This is a genomic window from Micromonospora lupini str. Lupac 08, from assembly GCF_000297395.2.
Classification (GTDB): Bacteria; Actinomycetota; Actinomycetes; order Mycobacteriales; family Micromonosporaceae; genus Micromonospora; species Micromonospora lupini.
In genome coordinates this window covers 192200-215523 of sequence record NZ_HF570107.1, presented here as the reverse complement: position 1 = coordinate 215523, position 23324 = coordinate 192200, and the positions used below count along the sequence as shown (strand labels likewise).

20 protein-coding genes and 1 pseudogene are annotated in these 23324 nt (G+C 71.4%); 7 read left to right on the top strand and 14 right to left on the bottom strand.

The window, feature by feature from the left end; genetic code table 11:
- Nucleotides 1–24 precede the first annotated feature (24 nt).
- Nucleotides 25–1053, top strand: a complete 1029-nt coding sequence (locus MILUP08_RS01050; protein WP_007453889.1) for a ParB/RepB/Spo0J family partition protein — start codon at nt 25–27, stop codon at nt 1051–1053.
- A gap of 1164 nt (nt 1054–2217) precedes the next feature.
- The gene (locus MILUP08_RS36455) at nt 2218–3288 is read left to right on the top strand and encodes a hypothetical protein (RefSeq protein ID WP_007453886.1); all 1071 of its coding nucleotides are present in this window, start codon (nt 2218–2220) and stop codon (nt 3286–3288) included.
- Nucleotides 3289–3367: 79 nt separating this feature from the next.
- Here the strand turns inward: MILUP08_RS36455 and MILUP08_RS01040 are convergent, their stop codons facing one another.
- Both MILUP08_RS01040 and MILUP08_RS01035 read right to left on the bottom strand, forming a co-directional pair.
- Nucleotides 3368–4369, bottom strand: coding sequence for a D-alanine--D-alanine ligase family protein (locus MILUP08_RS01040; RefSeq protein ID WP_007453883.1), 1002 nt, complete (start codon nt 4367–4369; stop codon nt 3368–3370).
- Nucleotides 4370–4376: 7 nt separating this feature from the next.
- Nucleotides 4377–5690, bottom strand: a complete 1314-nt coding sequence (locus MILUP08_RS01035) for an aminotransferase-like domain-containing protein (protein ID WP_007453880.1) — start codon at nt 5688–5690, stop codon at nt 4377–4379.
- 284 nt (nt 5691–5974) lie between these two features.
- Between MILUP08_RS01035 and MILUP08_RS01030 the strand changes: the two genes are divergently transcribed.
- A complete protein-coding gene (locus MILUP08_RS01030) occupies nt 5975–6640 on the top strand; it encodes a hypothetical protein (protein WP_007453878.1) in 666 nt (221 codons plus the stop codon).
- A gap of 8 nt (nt 6641–6648) precedes the next feature.
- Here the strand turns inward: MILUP08_RS01030 and MILUP08_RS01025 are convergent, their stop codons facing one another.
- The 7 genes from MILUP08_RS01025 to murJ form a co-directional block, all read right to left on the bottom strand.
- Nucleotides 6649–7812: an N-acetylmuramoyl-L-alanine amidase gene (locus MILUP08_RS01025; protein WP_007453875.1), complete on the bottom strand. Its 1164-nt coding sequence runs from the start codon at nt 7810–7812 to the stop codon at nt 6649–6651.
- 170 nt (nt 7813–7982) lie between these two features.
- Entirely contained in the window at nt 7983–8306 is a 324-nt protein-coding gene (gene trxA, locus MILUP08_RS01020) for a thioredoxin (protein WP_007453873.1), read from the bottom strand.
- Between the two features lie 31 nt (nt 8307–8337).
- Nucleotides 8338–9288, bottom strand: coding sequence for a thioredoxin-disulfide reductase (trxB, locus tag MILUP08_RS01015; protein WP_007453871.1), 951 nt, complete (start codon nt 9286–9288; stop codon nt 8338–8340).
- A 182-nt stretch (nt 9289–9470) separates the two neighbouring features.
- Nucleotides 9471–10475 carry a hypothetical protein gene (locus MILUP08_RS01010; RefSeq protein ID WP_007453869.1) on the bottom strand — a complete coding sequence of 335 codons (1005 nt, stop codon included), beginning with the start codon at nt 10473–10475 and terminating at the stop codon, nt 9471–9473.
- Complete coding sequence (gene sigM, locus MILUP08_RS01005; protein WP_007453866.1) at nt 10472–11176, bottom strand: RNA polymerase sigma factor SigM; 705 nt, start codon at nt 11174–11176, stop codon at nt 10472–10474. Before sigM ends, MILUP08_RS01010 begins: the two co-directional genes overlap by 4 nt.
- A gap of 43 nt (nt 11177–11219) precedes the next feature.
- Complete coding sequence (locus MILUP08_RS01000) at nt 11220–12827, bottom strand: protein kinase family protein (protein ID WP_007453864.1); 1608 nt, start codon at nt 12825–12827, stop codon at nt 11220–11222.
- Between the two features lie 445 nt (nt 12828–13272).
- On the bottom strand, nt 13273–15030 hold the full coding sequence (gene murJ, locus MILUP08_RS00995; RefSeq protein WP_007453862.1) for a murein biosynthesis integral membrane protein MurJ: 1758 nt from the start codon (nt 15028–15030) through the stop codon (nt 13273–13275).
- Between the two features lie 126 nt (nt 15031–15156).
- Between murJ and MILUP08_RS00990 the strand changes: the two genes are divergently transcribed.
- Nucleotides 15157–16617, top strand: coding sequence for a CCA tRNA nucleotidyltransferase (locus tag MILUP08_RS00990; protein WP_007453861.1), 1461 nt, complete (start codon nt 15157–15159; stop codon nt 16615–16617).
- Between the two features lie 177 nt (nt 16618–16794).
- Here MILUP08_RS00990 and MILUP08_RS00985 read toward each other — a convergent pair whose 3' ends face one another.
- Both MILUP08_RS00985 and MILUP08_RS00980 read right to left on the bottom strand, forming a co-directional pair.
- On the bottom strand, nt 16795–18327 hold the full coding sequence (locus tag MILUP08_RS00985; RefSeq protein ID WP_007453859.1) for a flotillin family protein: 1533 nt from the start codon (nt 18325–18327) through the stop codon (nt 16795–16797).
- Between the two features lie 30 nt (nt 18328–18357).
- Entirely contained in the window at nt 18358–18879 is a 522-nt protein-coding gene (locus MILUP08_RS00980; protein ID WP_007453857.1) for a hypothetical protein, read from the bottom strand.
- A gap of 193 nt (nt 18880–19072) precedes the next feature.
- Here MILUP08_RS00980 and MILUP08_RS00975 point away from each other — a divergent pair, with 193 nt between their 5' ends.
- Complete coding sequence (locus MILUP08_RS00975) at nt 19073–19552, top strand: methylated-DNA--[protein]-cysteine S-methyltransferase (protein WP_007453855.1); 480 nt, start codon at nt 19073–19075, stop codon at nt 19550–19552.
- Nucleotides 19553–19610: 58 nt separating this feature from the next.
- Here the strand turns inward: MILUP08_RS00975 and MILUP08_RS00970 are convergent, their stop codons facing one another.
- The 3 genes from MILUP08_RS00970 to MILUP08_RS00960 form a co-directional block, all read right to left on the bottom strand.
- Nucleotides 19611–20225 carry a hypothetical protein gene (locus MILUP08_RS00970; protein WP_007453853.1) on the bottom strand — a complete coding sequence of 205 codons (615 nt, stop codon included), beginning with the start codon at nt 20223–20225 and terminating at the stop codon, nt 19611–19613.
- 158 nt (nt 20226–20383) lie between these two features.
- Nucleotides 20384–21463, bottom strand: coding sequence for an inositol-3-phosphate synthase (locus MILUP08_RS00965; RefSeq protein ID WP_007453851.1), 1080 nt, complete (start codon nt 21461–21463; stop codon nt 20384–20386).
- Nucleotides 21464–21486: 23 nt separating this feature from the next.
- Nucleotides 21487–22125, bottom strand: coding sequence for a PadR family transcriptional regulator (locus tag MILUP08_RS00960; protein ID WP_007453849.1), 639 nt, complete (start codon nt 22123–22125; stop codon nt 21487–21489).
- A gap of 175 nt (nt 22126–22300) precedes the next feature.
- Between MILUP08_RS00960 and MILUP08_RS00955 the strand changes: the two genes are divergently transcribed.
- Nucleotides 22301–22756 (top strand): DUF5318 domain-containing protein, encoded by a 456-nt coding sequence (locus tag MILUP08_RS00955; protein WP_007453847.1) that lies wholly within the window; start codon nt 22301–22303, stop codon nt 22754–22756.
- A 197-nt stretch (nt 22757–22953) separates the two neighbouring features.
- Nucleotides 22954–23324: pseudogene (locus MILUP08_RS37510) on the top strand (transglycosylase domain-containing protein); the annotation flags it as partial.

Sequence of the window (23324 nt, the reverse complement as noted above, 5' to 3'; positions counted from 1 at the left end):
GGACAAGTCGCTGGGAGGCGTGGCATGAAGAACCGTCCTCGGGGCGGTCTGGGACGGGGCCTGGGGGCCCTCATCCCGACCGGGCCGGTGCCGGGTGCCGCCGGCACCGTGACGGCCGAGCCGGAGAACGGGCACGTTGACGTCGACGATGGCGGTGTGACGTCGGGGACCCTGTCGACGGCGCCCGTCGTACCGACCGTCCAGCAGAGCGAGCCCACGCTCAGTCCCGTGCCGGGCGCCCGGTTCGCGGAGATCCCGGTCGACGCGATCGTCCCGAACCCGAAGCAGCCCCGCCAGGTCTTCGACGAGGAGGCGCTGGAGGAACTGAAGACCTCGATCCAGGAGGTCGGTTTCCTTCAGCCGATCGTCGTGCGCCAGCTCGACGACGAGAAGTACGAACTGGTGATGGGCGAGCGCCGTTGGCGGGCCGCCCAGGCGGTGGGCCGGGAGAACATTCCCGCGATCGTCCGGGACACCCGCGACGACGCCATGCTCCGCGACGCCCTGCTGGAGAACATCCATCGGGCCAACCTGAACCCGTTGGAAGAGGCCGCCGCGTATCAGCAGTTGCTGGAGGAGTTCGGGGCCACCCACGAGGAGTTGGCCCGCCGGATCGGTCGTAGCCGGCCGCAGATCTCCAACACGATCCGACTCCTGAACCTGCCGGCCCAGGTGCAGCGCCGGGTCGCCGCGGGCATCCTGTCGGCCGGTCACGCCCGCGCACTGTTGAGCCTCGACGACTCGGAGGCCCAGGAGCAGTTGGCCTTGCGGATCGTGGCCGAAGGGCTGTCGGTGCGGGCGACCGAGGAGATCGTGGCTCTCACCCTGAACGACGGTCCCGCGAAGGGCCAGGCCGCCAAGCGGCGACCGAAGCCGCACGCGCCCGCCCTGACGGATCTCGCCGACCGGTTGTCGGACCGCTTCGACACCCGGGTGAAGGTGGACATCGGCCGGAGCAAGGGCAAGATCACCATCGAGTTCGCCACGGTGGACGACCTGGAGCGGATCGTCGGCATCATCGGCGTGCAGCAGGAAGGGGAGGCGCAGGACTGACCGTCCCGTCTCCCTCCACGGCCGCGCCTCCCCCTCGGGATGCGCGGCCGTTCCGCACCCGCCCGCGTTTCACGTGAAACGGCACCGCACGCTCAACGGTCAGCGGCCAGCCTGCTCTCGGCTGGCCGGTCCTCGGGCTTGGCTGCCGGGCCGCCGCAGGTGCCACCTGATGGTGGGCAGATGAGCCGGTGCCGTTCGCCGCGGCCGGCGAGAGTTCAGTAGGGCGGGATGGTCACGCCTTGCTGGTCCACTGGCGAGACCTTGGTAGTCGAGAGGCCAGGGACCGCGAGGACCGACCACGCGGGACCCACGGGGCTTGACCGCAGAGTCGTCGAGGGTGCGGCCATGGTTAAGGCGGTGGGAGTGGCCGCGTAGGTGAGGGTGGACGACGCACAAAGCCAGTGAGGCCCGGACGTACACAGTCGGCGAGGGTCGATTCGTGGAGAACCAGTGACGCCCGGCCGGGCGGAGCCAGCGAGGTCCGGTCGGGCAAAGGCGGTGCGAAGTCAGCACGAGGGCGTGAAGTCAGCGAGGGCCGACCGCGCCGAACCGGGAGCGGGCTCGGCGCGAAACCCGGCGAGCCCTTCGGAGCGCGGAACCGGCGAGGACCGACGGCGCTGCGGATGACCTCCAAGGGCGACGAGGACGCTCACAGGGCGTCAGGTCGACCCGAGGCACCCCTCGTTGCCTCCGAGCCGGCAGCGACGCACTGAGGGGGCGTACGGAGACTCCTGCTCCTCAGCCCGGAACGATCCGTCGCAGGGACCTTGATTCGGCCACCCCGTTTCACGTGAAACGGCGACCTCAAGGCAGCGACCGCCGGTACCTGGGCACACCAGCCAAGGGCCGCCCTCCCGGTCGCGACGATCTCGGGACGCCCGACCCAACGCCTCGCTGGCGTAGCTCGGCAGCAACGACTGAGGGGCCGAAAAGTTATCCACACCCGTTGTCCACAGGCACCCCCCGTTTCACGTGAAACCCCGCGTGAAAGCGGGTGTCAGCCTGTGGATGACGGCCTGTGTTCGCGTTCGCGGCAGCCTGTGGATATCACTCTGGCGGCCAGTGATGACCGGCACAGCGATCGACGACGAACGCTGATCGGGAGGGTCGGGACCGGTCGAACAGGTAGGGACAGCGGTGCCAGACTCGGTTAGGGTCAGCGTCGTGCACGACACCCCTCCCTCAGTCCCGGACTTCACCCAATGGCCCTCGTTTCCCTTCGAGGGCGACCTCCACGTGAAGCAGCTCGACGACCCGGTCCCGGTCGAACCGCCACGCAAGGGCGAGGGCCTCCGGGAATGCACAGCCTGCAACGCGCCCGACGACGCCTACATCTGGGTGGGAGAGCGGTGGCGGGTCCGCGCCATGGACCGGCCGACCGGCCTGCCGATGGTGCTCATCCTGGAATCGCGGACCCACCTCGACCTGGGTGACCTACCGAATCTGCTCGCCGCCGAGCTGGGCGTGATGACGGTACGTCTGGAGCGGGCCATCCGGTCACTGGACGGTGTGGCGCGGGTGCACGTCAACCGATGGGGCGACGGCTCCGCCCACCTGCACATGTGGTTCCTCGCCCGACCGTACGGGCGGCTTCAGTTGCGAGGGACCTTCCTGTCCCTGTGGGACTCGATCCTGCCGCCGATCTCCGAGGAGCAGTGGCGGGAAAATTTGGCGCTCGTCGCCGCCTGGCTCGCCGAGTTCGGTGGCCGGCCGCTGGCCGAGCCGCCCCGCATTCAGTGGCAGGCGCCGTCGAGCCTGCTGGCCCAGTCGGCCGCGGCGGCGGCGCATGCCGCAGCCGCCCAGGAAGAGGCGGTGTCGGTCATCGAGGCGGCCGAGGAGATCCCGGAGCCAGCAGTCGAGGACACCCCGGCCACCGTCCCCACCATCGACGCCACCGACGCCACCAAGGGCGATGACGGCGACGGCGACGGCCACGGCGAGGGCGGAGACGCTGGCGACGGTCCGCAGAGCCGGGCCGTCGACACCAACCGGGAAGCAGTGCCCGCCGGCGGCCTCGGCGAGCCGGCACCCGACGCCGTGCCGGCGTCCGCTGCCGCGTCAACGCCTTCCGACAGTCCGGCGGCCGAACGCGTGGCCGCATCCACGACGGCCCCCGAGGGCGCCCTCGACCCGGCACACGATGATCCCGGCCCGGTCATTCCGTCCCCCCGCAGCGCCCCCACCGCCGTCACCGACGACGGGCGCACCCCACCCGACGTACGTGCGCCACGCTGACCGCCGGTCCGTCCGTGGATCGGTGAGAGGCCCGCACGTGCGGCACACGTCGACTGCGCCGGATCCGATGAGGCCAGGGTCAGGCTGTGACGCGGGCGGCGGCCCGGTTGACCAGTGAGCCGAGGAGGCGGCCGAAGTCCAGGCCGGCGGCCTGGACGGCCAGCGGCAGCAGCGACGTCTCCGTCATGCCGGGCGAGACGTTGACCTCCAGCACGTGCGGCTGGCCGGCGGCGTCCACGATCACGTCGACCCGGGACAGGTCCCGCAGGCCGAGCGCGGTGTGCGCCGCGAGGGCCACATCGGCCACCGAGGCGGCCACGTCCGGCTCCAGCCGGGCCGGAGCGTGCCACGTGGTCCGACCGGCGGTGTAGCGGGCGGCGTAGTCGTACACGCCGTTGCGCGGCACGATCTCGACCGGCGGCAGCGCCTGCGGGCCGTCCCCGAGGTCGATCACGGAGACCGCCACGTCCATGCCGGGCACGTACCGCTCCACCAGAGCCGTGGAGTCGTACGCGAAGCAGCCGACCATCGCGGCCGGAAGTGAGGCGGCGTCCCGGACCACCGCGGCGCCCAGGCCGGAGCCGCCCTGCGCCGGCTTGACCATGAGCGGAAGGCCGAGCCGGTCGGCGATCCGGTCCAGCACGGCGACCGCACCCAGTTCGGAGAAGCGGTCGTGCGGCAGGGCCACCCAGTCGGGCGTGGGAATGCCGGCCTCGCGCAGGACCGCCTTGGCGGAGGGCTTGTCCCAGGCGAGTCGGGAGGCTCGGGCGTCGCAGCCGACGTACGGGATGCCGCACAGGTCCAGCACTCCCCGCAGCGAGCCGTCCTCCCCGGTGGCGCCGTGCAGGGCGATCACGACCGCGTCCGGCGGGTCGGCCGCGAGGGCGGGCAGGAGTGCCACGTCGGCGTCCCGCAGCTCGGCCTCGACGCCGACGGCACGCAGGGCGTCGAGCACCCGGCGACCGGAGCGCAGCGACACGTCCCGTTCGTAGGAGAGCCCGCCGGCGAGCACCAGCACGCGCAGGTCGGCCGCGACGGCGGAATCGGTCACGGAGAAGCGCTCGGCAGCGGTCGTACCCATGCCGGCATCATGCCAAGTCGGGACCCGGCACGTCGGAGCCGGGCCGGCCCCGCCGCCCGGCGGCACCACCCACGGCGCCGAAGACGCGTCGCGTCGCGATCTCCTGCTCCATGACGCCGGCCAGTCGGCGGACACCTTCGCGGATCCGCTCCGGAGGCGGGAAGCTGAAGTTCAGCCGCATGGCGTCGGTGCCCGTGCCGTCGGCGTAGAAGCCGGTGCCGGGCACGTAGGCGACCCTGGCGGCGATGGCGCGCGGCATCATGGCCTTCGAGTCGAGCCCTTCCGGCAGGGTGGCCCAGACGAAGAGGCCACCGGCCGGCGTCGTCCAGCTGGTGCCCTCGGGCATCAGATCGGCCAGCGCGTCGAGCAGCGCGTCACGACGTTCGCGGTAGACCTCGCGGTAGACCTTGAGCTGTTGCCGCCACGGCATGGTGCCGAGGTAGGTGGCCACGGCGGCCTGCGCGAAACCGCTGGGGCAGAGGATCTGCGCCTCGCTGGCGATGACCAGCTTGTCGCGGACCGCGTGGGGCGCCAGGATCCAACCGACCCGCAGGCCGGGGGCGAACGTCTTGGAGAAGGTGCTGAGGTAGAAGACGCCTTCGCGCCGCCGGGCCCGCAGCGGGGCCGGGGCCTCACCCTCGAAACCGAGCTGGCCGTACGGGTCGTCCTCGATCACGAGCAGGCCCGCGCGCTCGCAGATGTCGAGGACGCGTTCCCGGCGCTCCTCGCTGAGCGTCACGCCGGCCGGGTTCTGGTAGGTGGGGATGGTGTAGAGGAACTTGACCCGCCGGCCGGCCCGGGCGAGGTCGGCGATGGCCGTCTCCAACGCCTCGGGGATCAGCCCGTCGGCGTCCATGGGCACGTGCACCACCTGCGCCTGGGCGGCCTGGAACACCCCGAGCGCGCCGACGTACGTCGGGCCCTCCGCGAGCACCACGTCACCGGGGTCGAGGAAGAGCCGGGCCACCAGGTCGAGGGCCTGCTGCCCGCCCACTGTGACCACCACGTCCTCCGGTGAGGCGCCGCACGCGGCGTCGATCCCGGAGAGCGACATCACCTCGCAGATCCGTTCGCGCAGCTCCAGGGTGCCCTGCCCGATGCCGTACTGCAGGGTGGTCGTGCCGTGCTCGGAGCCGAGCCGACCCAGCATCTCGCCGACCGCGTCGAGCGGCAGCGCGGCGATGTACGGGGCGCCGCCGGCGAGGGAGACGACCTCGGGTCGACTTGCCACCGCGAAGAGTGCTCGGATCTCGGAGGCGGTCATCCCGCGTACCCGCCGGGCGTACCGGTCGGTGTAGTCGTCGAGTGTCGTGCCGGTCATGACCTCACCTCGATCGCTGCTCGGGTGGCTCCCGCCCCGGGTACCCCGCACGCTCGTGACCATGGCGGCGAGACACCGATTGCCGATCCTAGTCGCCCCGGACCAGGCTGCCGCCGTGCCGGAACGGATCGACCACATGGCGGACCGTCCCCGGTGTGGTGGGCATTCGCGCGTCCCCTCCCGCACGGTCGATCGGCGGCGTACGATCGCTCGTCGGGGGCAGGAAGGCGGCACTGTCGTTCCATGCCGGCCTCACGACCGAGCCTATTGTGGGGATGCGCCATATGTCGCGACGTCTGGTCAGCCTGACCCTCGACACGCTGGAGGATCTTCCGCGCCCCTGCCGCCAGTGCGTCTACTGGGAGCTGGATCCGGTCTCCGCCGACCGGGCCTGCGCCGCCGGTGACCCGGGCCTGGAGAAGGAGGCGTGGGTCTCCCAGACCCTGCTGGAGTGGGGCTCCTGCGGCAAGCTCGCGTACGTCGACGGCATGCCGGCCGGCTTCGTGATGTACGCGCCGCCCGCCTACGTCCCCCGCTCGATGGCCTTCCCGACGTCGCCGGTCTCCGCGGACGCCGCCCTGTTGATGACCGCCAACGTGGTCGCCGCGTTCTCCGGCGGCGGGTTGGGCCGGATGCTGGTGCAGGGTGTCGCCCGGGACCTGACCAAGCGGGGGATCAAGGCGATCGAGGCGTTCGGCGACGCCAAGTTCGGTGACGCGGACGACCCGGCCGGCGGGTGTGTGGCACCTGCCGACTTCTTCCTCTCCGTCGGCTTCAAGACGGTACGTCCGCATCCCCGGTTCCCCCGGCTGCGCCTTGAGCTGCGTACCGCGCTGAGCTGGAAGTCCGACGTCGAGTACGCGTTGGAGAAGCTGCTCGGGTCGATGAGCCCGGAGACCCTGCTCCGGCCCGTCCGCCCCGCCCCGGCCACCCGCTCGACTGGTGGTTGAGGGCGGCCTCAGTCGACCACCGTGCCGGCGGTCACCACCGTACGCAGCTCACTGACGTCGAGCGAGCCGGTCGGCACGTCCCGTTCGACGGGGTAGTACATCCGCTGCACCGCGGCAACGATCGCCTCCACCACCCGGTCCCGGAACCGGGGGTCGACGAGCCGGGCGCGGTCCACGGGCGAGGTGAGGTAGCCGACCTCGACGCGGACCGCCGGCATCCTCGTCAGCCGCAGCAGATCCCACGCCTTGGCGTGCGTACGGCAGTCCCGCAGCCCGGTCCGCGCCACGATCTCCCGCTGCACCAGCCCCGCCAGCCGCTCACCGGTCGCCGAGGTCACCCCGTTGTCGGTGCCGTAGTGGTAGGTCGCCACCCCTTCCGCGTCCGGGTTGGCGTGCCCGTCCAGGTGCAGCGAGATGAACACGTCGGCCCCGAGTGAGTTCGCCAGGAGCGCCCGGTCGGTGTCCGGCAGGCACTTGTCGGGCGCCGGGCCACGGGTGAGCTGGACCCGCACCCCGGACGCGGCGAGGCGCCCCTCCAGCCGGCTCGCCAGGTCGTGGACGAGGTCCGCCTCCGTCCAGCGCAGCGGCCCGTCCGGCACCACCATGCCCGGGTCGGTGCCGCCGTGTCCGGGGTCGATGACCACCGTCTTGCCGACCAGCGCCGGCCCGGACTGGCGGATCGCGTCGGACTCGCGAAGCCACTGGGGGCGGCCGCCGACGACCTTGCGACCGATCCGGCGCAGCGCGTCCATCGTGTGCGGCCCGCAGGAGCCGTCGGGGGTGAGCCCGACCTCGCGCTGGAACTGGGCCACCGCGCGGGAGGTCCGGATGCCGTAGATGGCGTCGGCGCGGCCGACGTCGTACCCCATCTCCAGGAGGCGTTCCTGCAGCGACCGGACGTCCTCTCCGGTGAGCGGCTCGGGGACCGCGTGGTAGAGGGTGCGGGCGCCCAGCCGCCAGCGGGCGGCGTCCAACGCGCCCCAGGTCTCGGAGCCGACCCGACCGTCCACGCTGAGCCCACGGGACTGCTGGAACGCCCGGACCGCGCGTTCGGTTTCCAGGTCGAACTCGTCGGTGTGCGGACCGGCGGCGGCGAGCAGGTCGAGGCCGGTGAGGATGGTACGGATCTCGGTGACCGCGGGTCCCCGGTCTCCGGCTCGGATCGGACGCACGCACGACCCCCTCTGCACGAGTCTGGCTGGCCGGGCGGCCCCGGCTTGAGGCTATGCGTTCCGGGGCGGCCAGGTGGCTCGGCCTGGAAAAACTCCGCTCGTGCCGGCCGGGGAGACAGCGAACCCCGCACCCGACGAGCGGGTACGGGGTTCGGTGGTGTCCGTGCGGATCAGAGGGCCGACTCGATGAGCCGGACCAGCTCGCCCTTCGGCTTGGCGCCGGCGATCGACTGCACGGGCTGGCCGTTCTTGAAGACGGTGAGGGTCGGCACCGACATGACCCGGTAGGCCCGGGCGGTCTCCGGGTTCTCGTCGATGTTGAGCTTGACGATGGTGACCTGGTCACCCATCTCGCCCGCGATCTCCTCGAGCAGCGGCGACACCTTGCGGCACGGCCCGCACCACTCGGCCCAGAAGTCCACCAGCACCGGCTTGTCGGCCTGCAGCACGTCAGCGACGAAACTCGCGTCCGTGACCGCCTTGGTATTTCCCACTATTGCCCTCCTCCGGGATGTGTTTCCTGTTTCAGCTGAGCGTCGCGATGAACCGCTCGGCGTCGAGCGCGGCGGCACAGCCGGTGCCGGCCGCGGTGATCGCCTGGCGGTAGGTGTGGTCGACCAGGTCACCGGCGGCGAAGACACCGGGCACGTTCGTCCGGGTGCCGGGGGCCTGGACCTTCACGTACCCCTCGTCGTCCAGCTCGACCTGGCCCTGGAACAGCTCACTGCGGGGGTCGTGACCGATGGCCACGAACACGCCTGTCACGTCCAGCACCTTGGTGTCACCGGTGTGCACGTTGCGGACCCGTACGCCGGTGACCTTGCCGTCGGCGCCCAGGACCTCTTCGACGGTGCTGTTCCACTCGACCTTGATCTTCTCGTTGCTCAGCGCCCGGTCGGCCATGATCTTGCTGGCCCGGAACGAGTCGCGCCGGTGGATGATGGTCACCGAGTCGGCGAAGCGGGTGAGGAAGCTGGCCTCCTCCATCGCCGAGTCACCGCCGCCGACGACCACGATGTGCTGGTTGCGGAAGAAGAAGCCGTCACAGGTGGCACACGAGGAGACACCGTGGCCGAGGTATTCCTGCTCGCCCGGCACGCCCAGCGGACGCCAGGCCGAACCGGTGGAGAGGATGACGGAGCGGGCCCGGTAGGCGGTCTCGCCCACCCACACCGTGCTCACCGCGCCGGCGCCGGAGTCGCCGGTGTCGACCAGCTCGACCCGGGTCACGTCGTCGGTGAGGAACTCCGCGCCGAACCGCTCGGCCTGCTTGCGCATGTTGTCCATCAGCTCGGGGCCGAGGATGCCGTCGGCGAAGCCGGGGAAGTTCTCCACCTCGGTCGTGGTCATCAGCGCGCCACCGGACTGCACGCCCTCAATGATCAGCGGCTTCAGGTTGGCGCGCGCCGCATACACCGCCGCCGTGTAACCGGCGGGGCCGGAGCCGATGATGATCAGGTTGCGGACCTCGTCCACTGCCGTCTCCCGAGTTGTGTGTGTTCGGCGTCGGCGCGCGCACCGATGCTGATCCGAGTGCCGACGCCTGGGGGGTGCCGGCAGCTGACTTCCAGAACGTCATCGTACGAAGCGGGGATTCCCGAGCCGGGCATCCGGTGGGTCAGGTCACGTGGACGCTCATCGCACCGATGACCGCGGATTCACCCTACCCGCGCCGAATACCGGCTGTCCGAGCCGGACCCGGGTACCCCACACTCGGGGCCGCTCACCCAGGCCCAGCGGGCCCCGGTCGGGTCGGTGAACCGGATGACAAGCGCCTGCTCGCCCTGGAACTGCGCGTAGTCGATCACTTCAACGATCAGCGGGGCCGAGCCGTGCTCCGCCGCCACGGCCGTCAGACAGGCGGTCAACGCCCCCTCGCTGCTCAGCCGCGCCAACTGGTCCGACCCGTCCGGGGAGGGCCGTCGCCCTCCTTCGGCATCCACGCCGGGCTGCTGGCGGGGGGCATCGCTGGTGGCTCCCCGCAGCGGAGACGGCCGGCTGGACGTGGCGCTGCCCGTCTGACCGAGGGTCTGCGGGGTGTAGTCAGTTCCGCTGTGCAGCGCCGGCCCGGAGGTGCGGACGGCCGCCCCGGCCGCTGCGACATCTCCGGGTGCGCTCGCCGGACGCTCCATCGCGCCGCTGTCCGCCGTGTTCGTCGACAGTTGGCGCAGGCCCAGACCGACCGCGACGACGGCGACCGCCGCGGCGGCCACCGGAGCGGCGTTCCGCACCCAGCGGCGCTGCCGGCGACCCGGGCCGGTGGCTCCGCCGCGCCCCGACTCGGTCGGTGCGGAGCTGCCGGGGCGACGGCCACCCTGTGCCGGGACACCGACGGGCGTCGCGGGAGCGGCCGGCTCGGGCGAACCGGTGGCGCGGGTGAGCGCGGCCGGAGCGTCGGTCGGCGGGGCGTCGGCCGAGGCCAGCGCGGCGGCGATCCGTTCGGCGACGGCGGGGGGCAGCTCCGGGGAGGGCTCGGCCCAGCGGGCCAGCTCGGCGCGGACCTGCGTCACCGCGGGAGCCAGCAGCGTGTACGCCTCGGCCCAGGCCGGATCCGCGTCGACCAGCCGGGCGATCTCCGCCTGCTCCGGTGTGCCGTCCAACGCGCCGCCGAGGTAGTCAGCGAGCAGGTCGGTGTCGACCTCCCTGAACCCCTCGTTCGTCACGCGTCCTCCTGGTTGGCGTCCTGCCGGTAGCGAACCGACCCCGATCCGACGCCCTCGGTCGGGCGTGGGTTCCCCGAGGTGACGCCGGGCACGTCCGCGTTCCGGCCGGCCGGGGCCGGATGCGGCGGCGTCGCCGGTCGAAGATGCCCGAGCAGCACCGCCAACCGGGCCCGACCCCGGGCGCACCGACTCTTCACCGTCCCCTCGGCGACACCGAGGATGCGGGCCACCTCGGCCACCGGGTAGCCCTGTACGTCCACCAGCACCAGGGCGGCCCGCTGCTCGATCGGCAGCGCGGCGAGCGCCGCCCGGACGACGAGCGCGGTGTCGTGGTCCTGCACGGGCGCGGCGGGCTCGACACCGCCGGTGCCCGATCCGTCGCCGGACCGGTTGCCGTCGGGCAGCGGCACGGTGGGGTGCGCCTGCCGGCGTCGGATCCGGTCCAGACACGCGTTCACGACGATGCGGTGCAGCCACGTGGTGACGGCGGAGTCGCCACGGAAGCGGCCGGCCGCCCGGTGTGCCGACAGCAGGGCGTCCTGCAGGGCGTCGGCGGCCTCCTCGCGGTCACCGAGCGTCCGCAGGGCCACCGCCCAGAGCCGGTCTCGGTGCCTGTGGAACAGCACCGCGAAGGCGTCCCGGTCGCCGGTGACGTGGGCGCGCAGCAGCTCAAGGTCCGTTGCCGCGTCGCGCCCGTCCATCACCACGTCCAGCGGATGCGGCGCCCGGATCGTGCTGCCCGGATCACGAACCCTGGACCGTAATCTCCTGCACGCCGAGCCGGAAACCGTCCTCGTCGCCGATGGCCGGCAGCTCGGTGAACCAGAGCAGCAGGTAGCGGTACTTCTGGTCGGCGTTGAAGCCGTTGAAGGTCATCGTGGTGCCGTCGTGCTCCTTGAGAACACCGATCTCGGTCTTGTAGTTCGCCACCATCTGCTTGTCGCCGTTGGAGGTTTTCGGATAGCTGGCCGTGCCGGCGAGCAGCTTCGCGGTGGCGCCCCGGCCGGACAGTACGGCCTGCACCGACTTGACCGTGTGCGGCGAGCCCAGGTCGAGCCAGACACCCATGCCGGTCTTGAGGTTCCCGTACGTGGCGTTCGGGTAGCGGTCGGTCTCCCAACCCTTGTCGTTGTCACCGTCGATGATCTTGTCGGAGTCGCCGAGCTCGTCGCGCTTGCCGCTGTCCGGATCGATGATCCGGATGTCCTGCACGCGGAGGTTGCGGACCGTGGCGGCGGCCGGGGTGGCGTCGCCGGCCGGAGCGCTGGCGGTGGGCGTCGCCCCGGCGGTGTCCTGCGGGTCCTTGTCGTCGCCGCCGAGCGCGCTGATCCCGATGAGCAGACCGACCAGGGCGACCGCCAGCAGGCCGGCGATGCCGATGGCGACCTTGCGACCACCGGCCGCGGCCAGCGGTGACGGCTCTTCCTCGGTGTCGGCGGCGAACCGCAGCGGCCCGCCGTTGTCGAGGTAGTGCTCCTCCTCGGCGGGCACGTCCAGCCGGGCCAACTCGGCTGCCAGCACGTCGGACGACGGCGGCGCGATCTCGGCGTCGAGCAGGTCCATGGTGAGGTCGTCCAGGTATGCGGGCACCCCGGCCCGAACCTGGCGGGGTGCCGCGAGGGCACCCCCGGCGTCGCGGACCGCGTCGGGGATGGCGGCCCGACCGTGGCCGGCGGTGGCGCCGCGCAGCGGCGCCTCGGCGTGCGGCCAGTGACCGGTCAGGGCGAAGTAGAGGACGCCGCCGACCGCACGGATGTCGCTCTCCTGGCTGTCGTCGCCGTCGGTGCGCGCGTCGGCCAGGACCACGCGACCCTCGTCGCTGATCATGACGGTGCCGGGGTGGACGTTGCCGTGCACCATTCCGGTGGCGTGCACCGCGGCGAGCGCGCTCGCGACGGCGTTGCCGATCGCGGTGGCCCGCGCCGGGTCCAGCGGACCGTCGGCGGCCAGGTCGCGCAACGACTGCCCGTCCACCCACTCACGGACCACGTACGCCCGCTCGGCCTCGTCGATCGCGTCGTAGACGCCGACCAGGTTGGGGTGGATGACCCGGCTGGCCGCGACAGCGGCCTGGAGCATCTCGGTGGCGGAGTCGCCACCCGGGTAGCGCAGCACCACCGCGACGGGGCGGCGCAGGATGACGTCGACCCCGCGCCAGACCAGCCGACCCGCGCTGTCGTTGTTGATGTGCTCGACCAGCTCGTAACGCTCGGCGAGGATTTCACCGGCCGTGGGAGCACCGAAGGTCATGACCGGCGGAGCGCTCTCGTCCGCCTCCTGACCCTCGCCGACCTGGGTCACCCGTCCTCCCTCGGTGATCGTGTCGATCGATGGACCCGCACTGCTGGGCATGTGGCTTCCCGCTCTGCCGTCGAAGGAACCGGCCAACCGGTGTCGACGCGCAGCGTCGGCGCCTGCCGTACCCGTCGAGAGCGACCTTACCCGGGTTGCCCGTCTCCCCGACATGTCATCTTCTTGCCGTACCCGGCGGGGTGCCGGGAGTCGGGGAAGTCGTCCGGTTACGACCGTTGTCAGCCACGTTGCTGGCACATGTACTAGCTCAATCTACGGCTTCACTGCAAGTGACCGACGTTGGGGCCGAGCCCGCGTGGCGCTTCCGCCAGCGGCCGCGTTCCCCCCGATCGGACAGGCACGCTCATCCGTACGGTTGGTTATCCACAGGCCGATCTGGTTGCTGACCGGCGAATCGCGGAGTTATCCACAGGTGCATCCCCAACCTGGTGATCCGCGGTCACGTTCCGTGCGGCCAGGACTTCTGGCACCGGGATGCTCGCCCTCAGCGACCGAGGCGACGGCGGACCATGCCGACCACCTCGGTGATCTCGCCGATCCGCAGCACCATGGCGAGACCCAGATACGTCCCGACGATCACCGCGCCACCGATCACGAGCTGGACGATGGCCTGCAGTCGGGTCGGCGTGTCGTCGCCGGGCAGCAGCTTGACCACGAGCAGGCCGACAAGCGCCGCGCCGAGCGCCGCGGCCAGGACCCGACCGGCGGTACGCATGATCTCGCCGAGGCCGATACGCCCGACCCGGGGGCGCAGCAGCCAGGCGGAGCCGACCGCCGCCGCCACATAGGAGACCGCGTTGCCGATCATCATCCCGGCGCCGGCGAAGCTGGCGGAGAAGGCCACGAAGAGCACGACCTGCACGCCGATCCGCAGCGCCACCACGGGGATGTTGATAAGCGCGGGGGTGCGGGTGTCCGGCAGGGCGTAGAAGGCGAAGGTGAAGAGCTGACTCACCGCGAACGGGACCAGCGCCAGAGCGGCGGCGAGCAGCACGACGGAGGTGGCGGTGGCGTTGGTGGCGTTGAACGCGCCGAAACGGAACAGCGTGAACGCGATAGGGGTGGCGAGGACGGCGTAGCAGACCGCGATCGGGGCGAGCACCGCCGTGACCGTGCGGGTGCCGCGCGACAGGTCGGCGGCGACGTCGGCGTACCGGCCGTCGGCGGCGGCGGCGCTCATCCGGGGCATCAGCGCGGTGATGATCGAGACGGCGATGATGCCGTGCGCGGTCATCAGCAGCAGGAAGACGTTGTTGTAGATCAGCGGGCCGGCGGCGTTCTCCTTGCCGGCCCGGTTCAGCAGGTTGAACAGCACGATGAGGCCGACCTGGCTCACGGCGACGTAGCAGATCATCCACGCCCCGAGCCGGCCCAGCTCGCGCAGGCCGAGCGCGCGGAAGTCGAAACGCAGCTTCCAGCGGAAGCCGACCCTGCGCAGCGCCGGCAGCAGACCCGCCGCCTGGACGGCGACGCCGAGCAGGGTTCCGCCGCCGATCAGCAGGATCCGCCCGGTGGTCATCTCCTCCGGCTTGACGATCGTCGCGCCGAAGATCGCGATGTAGAGACCCGCCGTCCCGATCACCACGAGGTTGTTCAGGATCGGCGCCCACATCGGCGCGGCGAAGTGCCCCCGGGTGTTGAGCACCGCGCTGATCAGCGCGCTCAACCCGGAGAAGAAGATCATCGGCAGCATGAGGCGGGCCAGCCCCGTCACCAGCTGCGAGTAATCGCCACTCGACGGGCCGCTGCCGTAGAGCCAGGTGAGCGTCGAGGCGAAGGCGACCGCGAGCAGCGCCGCGACGCCCAGGGCGAGCACCGCCAGGGTGAGCAGCCGTTGGGCGTACGCCTGGCCGCCGTCGACGTCGACCTTGCGGCGGCGCACCAGCACCGGAATCAGCACACTGGTGAGCACGCCGCCGAGCAGGAACTCGTAGACCATCCCGGGCAGGATCTGCGCGGTGGTGTACGCGTCACCGACAAGCGCGCCGCCGAGCGCCGCCGCGATGACCAGGTTGCGCAGGAAGCCCGTACCCCGACTGACCAGGCTGCCGACCGCCATCACGGCGCTGTTGGCGGCCGCGCTCGCCTCGCCCACCTGCTCCTGCGGCGGCGCGGTCGACTCCATGGCCGGCTGGTTCAGTGGCTCGGCGGAAATGAACGTGGCGCCGTCGGAGGGGCGGACGTCGGCTCCCGCACCGCCGTCCCGCGCGGCGTTCGCGCTGCGGTAGAGCCCGCCGCTCATCTCCAGCCTCCCAGGGGTACGTCGAGCCGGGCACCGACCCGCACGTCACAGACCATAGTCAACCTCTGCCCGTTACCCGCGCCCGGCGGATCGGATCACACCTCGGCCCGATAAGCTGGCGATCCCATGTCCGAAGCCTCCGCTCCTCACGCCGCCGACCGCCGCGAACTCACCGCCGCGCAGCGCAACGCCGTCGCCGAACTGCTCCGGGTCTCACCGGTCGCCGACGAGTTGGGCCGCCGCTTCGTCCGCGCCGGTCACGAGTTGCACCTGGTGGGCGGTTCGGTGCGGGACGCCCTGCTCGGCCGGCTCGGCGACGACCTGGACTTCTGCACCGACGCCCACCCCGACGAGACCCTGCGGATCGTCAAGGGCTGGGCCGAGTCGATCTGGGAGACCGGCCGGGAGTTCGGCACCATCGGTCTCCAGCGCGACGGCCTCCGGCTGGAGGTCACCACCTTCCGCGCCGAGTCGTACGACCAGGTCAGCCGCAACCCGGTGGTGGTGTACGGCACCAGCCTCGACGAGGACCTGAAGCGGCGGGACTTCACCATCAACGCGATGGCCGTCAGCCTGCCGGAGCACCGCTTCACCGATCCGCACGGTGGGCTGGACGATCTCTCGGCCAAGGTCATCCGTACTCCGAGCACCCCGGGTGAGTCGTTCGGCGACGACCCCCTGCGGATGCTGCGGGCGGCCCGGTTCGCCGCGCAACTGCGCTTCGCCGTGCATCCGGACGTGCACACGGCGATGACCGAGATGGCCGCCGACCTGGACCGGATCACGGCCGAGCGGGTGCGGGACGAGTTCACCAAGCTGCTCTGCGGCGTCGACCCGATCACCGGGCTGCGGCTGCTTGTCGACACCGGGCTGGCCGAGCGGTTCCTGCCCGAGCTGACCGGCCTGAAGCTGGAGATCGACGAGCACGCCCAGCACAAGGACGTCTACGAGCACACGCTTACCGTCGTCGAGAACGCGGTCTCCTTCGAGGAGGAGGGCTGCGACTTCATCCTGCGGATGGCCGCCCTCATGCATGACGTGGGCAAGCCGGCGACCAAGGCCGTCGGGTCCGATGGCCGGGTCAGCTTCCACCACCACGAGGTGGTCGGCGCCCGGCTGACCAAGGCCCGGATGAAGGCCATGCGCTACCCCAAGGAGATCACCGCGAAGGTGACCGCGCTGGTCGCGCTGCACCTGCGCTTCTACGGGTACGGGCGAGGCGAGTGGACCGACTCGGCGGTGCGCCGCTACGTCGCCGACGCCGGTGACCTGCTGCCCCGGCTGCACAAGCTGACCCGCTCGGACTGCACCACCCGCAACCGCCGCAAGGCCGCCCAGCTCGCCGCCGACTACGACGCGCTGGAGGATCGGATCGCCCGGATCGCCGCCGAGGAGGACCTGGCCCGGGTCCGCCCCGACCTGGACGGCAACGCGATCATGGAGCTGCTCGGCGTACCGCCGGGGCCGGTGGTGGGGCGGGCCTGGAAACACCTCAAGGAGCAGCGCCTGGAGCACGGCCCGCTGGACCGCGACGCCGCCGAGGCCGAGCTGCTGCGCTGGGCCCGCGCCGAGGGCATGATCACCTAGCGGTACGAGCCGCGCGCTGCTAGCCAGGCGCTGCGAGCCGCGCGAAGATCGACTCGGTTTTCGTGAAGTCGCGGTGTCCGGGCACTGCGGACGGCCCGATTTCCAGGAAGCCGAGTGGATCACCACGCGGACGGGCGCCACCCCCGAGCAGGGAGTGACGCCCGTCGGCGTACCGCGTCAGCGCGTCTCGACGGCCGTCCCGTCCACGGAGACCGCGCCCTTGCCGGTCGACGTGCCGTTGCCGGGAGTGGACGCCGAACCCAGCTTCGCCAGCAGGCCGGCCAGGTCGATGCCGGTCAGGTCGCTGCCGAGCTGAAGCCCCTGGGCGACGTTGCCGGCCACCGACTTCGTCAGCGACGACGCGCCATCGGTCGAGATGACAGTCATCTTGTCGATCGCCCCGATCGGAGCGCTCGCCGCCTCGACCACCTGCGGCAGCACCTTGACCAGCAGGTCCAGCACCGCTGCCTCTCCGTACGCCGCGAACGCCTCGGCCTTGCGGGCCATCGCGTCGGCCTCGGCCTCGCCCTTCGCCAGGATCGCCGCCGCCTCGGCCGTACCCTCGCGCTCGACCGCCTCGGCGATCGCGGAGCGCCGCCGCTGCTCGGCCTCGCCCTCCTTGGCGCCCTCGATCGCGTTCGCCTCGGCCAGCGCCGCCCGCCGGGCCCGCTCGCCCTCACCGGTGAGCCGCGCCTGCTCGGCTTCGGCCTGCGCGGCGGCGATGGTGGCCTGCCGCCGCGCGTCGGCGTTCAGCACCGCCGCGTTGCGGGCCGCCTCGGCCTCCTGCTCCACCTTGTACCGGGCGGCGTCGGCCGGCTTGCGCACCTCGGTGTCCAGCTGACGCTGCTTGAGTTCGGCGTTGCGCTCGGCCACCTTCTGCTGCTCGGAGAGGATCGCCTGGTCCCGTTCCGCCTGGGCGAGCGGCCCGGCCGCGGCCGACTTGGCCTTCGCCGCGTCGATCTCGGCCTGGATGCCTGCCTGCTTGAGGGCCAGGTTCCGGTTCGCCTCGGCGATGGCCTCCTCGGCGAGCAGCCGCTCCTGTTCGGCCTGCTGCCGGGCCCGCGCCTCGGCGATCGCCGCGTCCTTGAGCACCCGGGCCGCCTCGGGCCGGCCCAGATCCTGCAGGTACGAGCCCTCGGCGAGGATGTCCTGGAGCTGGAAGGTGTCCAGCACCAGCCCCTGGTTGGTCATCGAGTGCTCGGCCTCCTCGGCGACCGCGCTGGCGAACGCCGCCCGGTCCCGGATGACCTCCTCGACGGTGAGCCGGCCGACGATCGAGCGCAGCGCGCCGGCCAGCACCTCCCGGGTGAAGTTGTCGATCTCGGCCTGCTGGTGCAGGAACCGCTGTGCCGCCGCCCGGATCGCGTCCTCGGTCCCGCCGACCTTGACGATCGCCACGCCGTGCAGGTCGGCGCGGATGCCCTGCTTGCTGACCGCGCCCCGGATGCCGACGTCGATCCGGCGGCTGGAAAGGTCGAGCGACTGGAGCTTCTGCACCACCGGAAGCACGAAGACCGAGGCGCCCAGCACCACCTTCTGCCCGGAGTTGTCGGTCGACCGGGCACCGTCGGCGGTCTGCGTGGTGCGGCCCTTGCGGCCGGTGACGATGAACGCCTCGTTCGGCCCGGCCACCTTGATCCGAGAGAGAACGAAGAACACCAGGACGAGCGCGAGGAGAACCGCGCCGCCGACAGCTATCAACAGGGGCATGGAGGGGAAGTCCCGTCTGCGAGGAGGTGATCAGTAGGTTTCGACGTGGACGCTGGTCTCGCTGAGCGCCTGTACGACGAAGATCTGCGCGCCGACCGGGATCGGCTGGTCGGCGCGGGCGTTGAGCTTGACCGGCTGGCCGGCCACGCGTACCCGCACCTCGCCGTACCCGTTCACCGGCACCGGGGTCACGACCAGGCCGAGCGCGCCGACCAGATCGTCGCGGGTGGGCGTGGGGTCCGTGCGCATGTTGCGCGCCGCCCGACTGAGCCGCGACGCCAACCAGGCCGTGGGCACGGCCGCGAGCAGGCCGCCGGCCACCGCGCCCGCGATCAGCGCGGGGGTACGCGCGCCGAGCAGCTCGTTGACGATCGCCCCGCCGAACCCGAACGCGCCGGCGAATCCCGCGACCGTCTCGGTGGAGATGGGTCCGTCCACGTCGGCGTGCCCGAAGTGCAGCAGCTCGCTGCCGAGCAGGGCGAGCGCCAGCACCCCGACACCCGCCCCACCGATGATCAGAAAGATGAGCGTCCCCGTGGCCACGACCCGCACGGTATCGACGTCGTGCAAAGGCGGCGACCGGCCGAACGGCTCGGCGTGGCGCCACGCTCACCTCCAACTGGACCAACTGTTCGGGCAGTGGCTGGCGGACCAGCTCACGACCCGCCGTGTCGGCGAGCACGAAGTCGCCCGACCCGTACGGCCGCCGGTAGAGCAGCCGGTCGCCGCGCGGGACAATGTCGGGATGAGGTGGACTGTGCTCGACTCGCCGATCGGAGAGTTCTCCGTCGGCACTGACGCGGAGGGGGTCCGTGCGGCGCACTTCGGCAGGGTGGAGTCAGGGGCCGACGAGCCCGCCGACGCCGCCGCCCGGCGTGCCGTCGCCGAGCTGCGGGCGTACTTCGCCGGTGAGCTGACCGGGTTCACCGTGCCCGTGTCGGCGCCGGGCGGCTCCGAGTTCGAACGGGCGGTCTGGCGGGAGATGACCCGCATTCCGTACGGCGAGACCCTGACGTACGGCGAGGTGGCGCGCCTGGTCGGCGATCCCGGCGCGGCACGGGCGGTGGGCGTGGCCTGCAACCGCAACCCGATCCCGGTGCTCGTGCCGTGTCACCGGATCGTCGGCGCGGGCGGCAAGCTGGTCGGGTTCGGCGGGGGCCTGCCCCGCAAGGTCAAGCTGCTGGAGCTGGAGGCGGGAGTAGCCCTGCGACACGCCTGGTCCTGAACGGTCCCGACCAGTGCGTCACCCTCTTCGGGATGGCGAGCCCGGTCGGCCGATCGCTTCAATCCGTGGATTCCATCGGCACGGTGGCAGCGGGGTAGCCGGGCTCGACCAGCTGCCGTCGCCGGAAGAAGTCGTTGGCCGGCGGCAGGGCCAGCAGCGCCAGCGCGGCGAGTAGCGCCACCGGCACGGCCAGGCCCAGGGTGAGCAGCAGCGGTTCCAACCACTCCGGCATGCGGTCCTTGGCCAGGGCGGCGATCCGGTCCAGGTCCGCTGAGGAGTACAGGAACGAGAGCGGTCGCGGTGTCCGGATCAGCCCAACGGTCGTGCAGCACGCGAGAAGGGGTGCCGCCACCCACGAGGCGATCCGGGCGCCGTTCACGCCGACGGCGTTGGCGACGCTCAGCGCGAGGAGTCCGATCGCCAGCACCGCGGTCAGCAGGTCAGCCGCCAGTTCGGCGGTGCTGCCCACGGCCGCGAAGGCCACCCCGCCCTCGGGTTCGAAGGACGCGGCGGCCGTATGGAAGAACTCCTGATACCAGTAGGTGAGCGGCAGCAGAGCCAACTGCGCGACGGCGGCCAGCGCCAGCAGCAGACAGGAGACGGCGACGATCCGGGGTCGAGGCGGTCGTTCCGGGTTGTGCACGTGCATTGCCGTGCCCGGTGTCTGTGTCATGCCGCAAATTGTCGGACGCAGCTCTGATCGTCTGCCGTCCCGCAAACGGTGGTGGGAATCACTGATCTGTCGCGTACCCCGGTGGCGAACCTGGTGCACGGCGAGGGCCGGGTCCGTGCGGACCCGGCCCTCGCCGGTGCTGCTGGTGTTTCAGCCAGTCAGCGCTCGACCTCGCCGGCGATGAACTCCTCCACGGCCTGGTGGGCGTCGTGGTCGGCGTACTGCACCGGCGGGGACTTCATGAAGTACGACGAGGCCGACAGGATCGGTCCGCCGATCTTCCGGTCCAGGGCGATCTTCGCGGCGCGGACCGCGTCGATGATGACGCCGGCCGAGTTCGGCGAGTCCCACACCTCGAGCTTGAGCTCGGCGTTGAGCGGGGTGTCGCCGAACGAGCGGCCCTCCAGGCGGATGTACGCCCACTTGCGGTCGTCCAGCCACGGCACGTGGTCCGACGGGCCGATGTGCACGTCGCTCTTGCTCATCTCGTGCGGGATCTGCGAGGTGACCGACTGGGTCTTCGAGATCTTCTTCGAGACCAGCCGCTTGCGCTCCAGCATGTTCATGAAGTCCATGTTGCCGCCGAAGTTGAGCTGGTACGTGCGCAGCAGCTCGACGCCGCGGTCCTCGAAGAGCTTCGCGAGGGCGCGGTGCACGATCGTGGCACCGACCTGGCTCTTGATGTCGTCACCGACGATCGGCAGGCCAGCGTCGGTGAACTTCTGGGCCCACTCCGGGTCGGAGGCGATGAAGACCGGCAGGGCGTTGACGAACGCGCAACCGGCGTCGATCGCGGCCTGGGCGTAGAACTTGGCGGCCTGCTCGGAGCCGACCGGGAGGTAGCAGACGACGACGTCGACCTGCGCGTCACGCAGCGCCTGCGCCACGTCCACGGGGGTGGCGTCGGACTCCTCGACGATCTCGCGGTAGTACTGGCCCAGACCGTCGAAGGTCGGACCGCGCTGCACGGACACGCCGGTCGGCGGTACGTCGCAGAGCTTGATGGTGTTGTTCTCGCTGGCGACGATCGCCTCCGCGAGGTCCATGCCCACCTTCTTGGCGTCCACGTCGAATGCCGCGACGAACTCCACGGCGTTGACGTGGTAGTCGCCGAAGGCGACGTGCATGAGACCCGGGACGCGGTCGTTCGGGTTGGCGTTCCGGTAGTACTCGACGCCCTGAACCAGGGACGAGGCGCAGTTACCCACACCGACGATGGCGACGCGGACGGAGCCCATAGCGTCTGCCTCCTTCTTTTCTGTCACGGCCGCTCTTTCCTGGTCTCTCCAGGTGGAGGCGGGCTGTTGTCTTCTCGTCGGCCACCGGCCGTCCCCACGTGCGGGACCGTCGGGGCTCGGCCGGAGCGCTCGTTGGCGATGAGCTCCTCCAGCCAGCGGACCTCACGCTCACAGGCGTCAAGGCCGTGGCGCTGCAGTTCCAGGGTGTAAGCGTCGAGGCGCTCGGCCGCCCGGCCCAGCACGTCGCGAAGCCCTTCGCGACGTTCCTCGATCTTGCGGCGGCGACCCTCCAGAATGCGGAGGCGGGTCGCCTGGTCGGTCCGGGCGAAGAACGCGAAGTGCACACCGAAACCCGTGTCGTCGTAGGTCTCGGGCCCGGCCTGTGCGATCAGCTGGGCGAAGCGTTCCTTGCCGTCCGCGGTGATTTTGTAGACCACCCGACCTCGTCGGCTGGTCAGCGCGGGAACCTCCTCGGCGGTGGCGGGCGTCTCGGCGGCTTCGGTGATCCATCCCGCCGCCTGCAACCTGCGCAGGGTCGGGTAGAGCGAGCCGTAGCTGATCGCCGCCCGGATCGCGCCGAGTTTGGCGGTCAGCTCCTTGCGCAGCTCATAGCCGTGCATCGGAGACTCCTGCAGGAGGCCGAGGATGGCGAATTCGAGCACGAGCCACCCTCTCTTTACCCTCCGGCGCGAAGCGGTAACCGCCGCGATGTATCGGACCGATACATCGCACGTTAGCGGGTCGCGTGGGCCAGGGCAAACCCCCGTTCCGGGGTGCTGTCGTCACGGATCGTGACCGTGGTCGCCTCGTCGAGCCGGACCGCGTACCCTTCTCCGCATGCGTACGCAGCGCCAGGTCGTCGACTACTCGCTTCAGAAGCGAGCGGTGCTGCGTGAGCTCCTCGCCGGCCGGGTCGGCACGTACGACGTGTGCGACGCGTCGCCGTACCTGAAGAACGCTGCCAGGTTCCACGGCGAACCGACCGATCGCCGCTGCCCCATCTGTCGCAGCGAGAATCTGACTCTCGTCCACTACATTTACGGGGACGAACTCAAGCAGTCCGCCGGACAGGCCCGGACACTTACCGAGCTGCCCGTGCTGGCGATGACGCTACGTGAGTTCCAGGTCTTCGTGGTGGAGGTGTGCCTCGGCTGTGACTGGAACCATCTCGTCGAGCAGTACCTGCTCGGCCGGGACGGTCTCACGGGCGACGGTGACGGTGCTGGCGACAGCGAGCAGGACGCGGCGAGCGCCCAGGGCGCGGGTCGGCGGAGGCGAGAGGCGCAACGGTGATCTCAGTTGGTTCGACCGGCTCCGGGGCCGTGCACATGACCCGGGACGGCCGACCACTCGTTGGTCCGATTGGCCCGATTGATACTGCAATGACCTTGGCGAGCCGGCACCCTCGTGCCGACGTCCCGGGTGAAGCAACTCACGGCAACCCGGTGGCGGCGCAGTCGCGCCCCACCGCGACCGGCAGGGTGTGAGGAATGAACTCGTACGGCGATCCCAGTTCTGCGCGCGGTCGGGCCCAGTACCCGGGCCCGAACGGCGACCCCGGACCGGGTGCGGACGACGCGTACCGCCGACCCGGAGGTGACTCTCGTGCAGGCGGCTGGTCCGCCTCGGAGCAGCCCGCAGCGCCCCCCGGCCGGGCCTCGGTGACACCGCCGGCCGCCGGTGGTCGTGCGTCGGTGGGTGGTTCGGCGTCCGTGCCGCCTCGTGGCGGTGCCGCCGCCGGTTCCGCGTCGGTGGGTTCGGCCACCCCGGGCCGGAGCGGCCGGGCCTCGGTGCCCGTGTCGCCGGCACCGGGCGCGGCAGCGGGACGCGCCGGCGCGGGCCGGGCTTCCGTCCCGGTGTC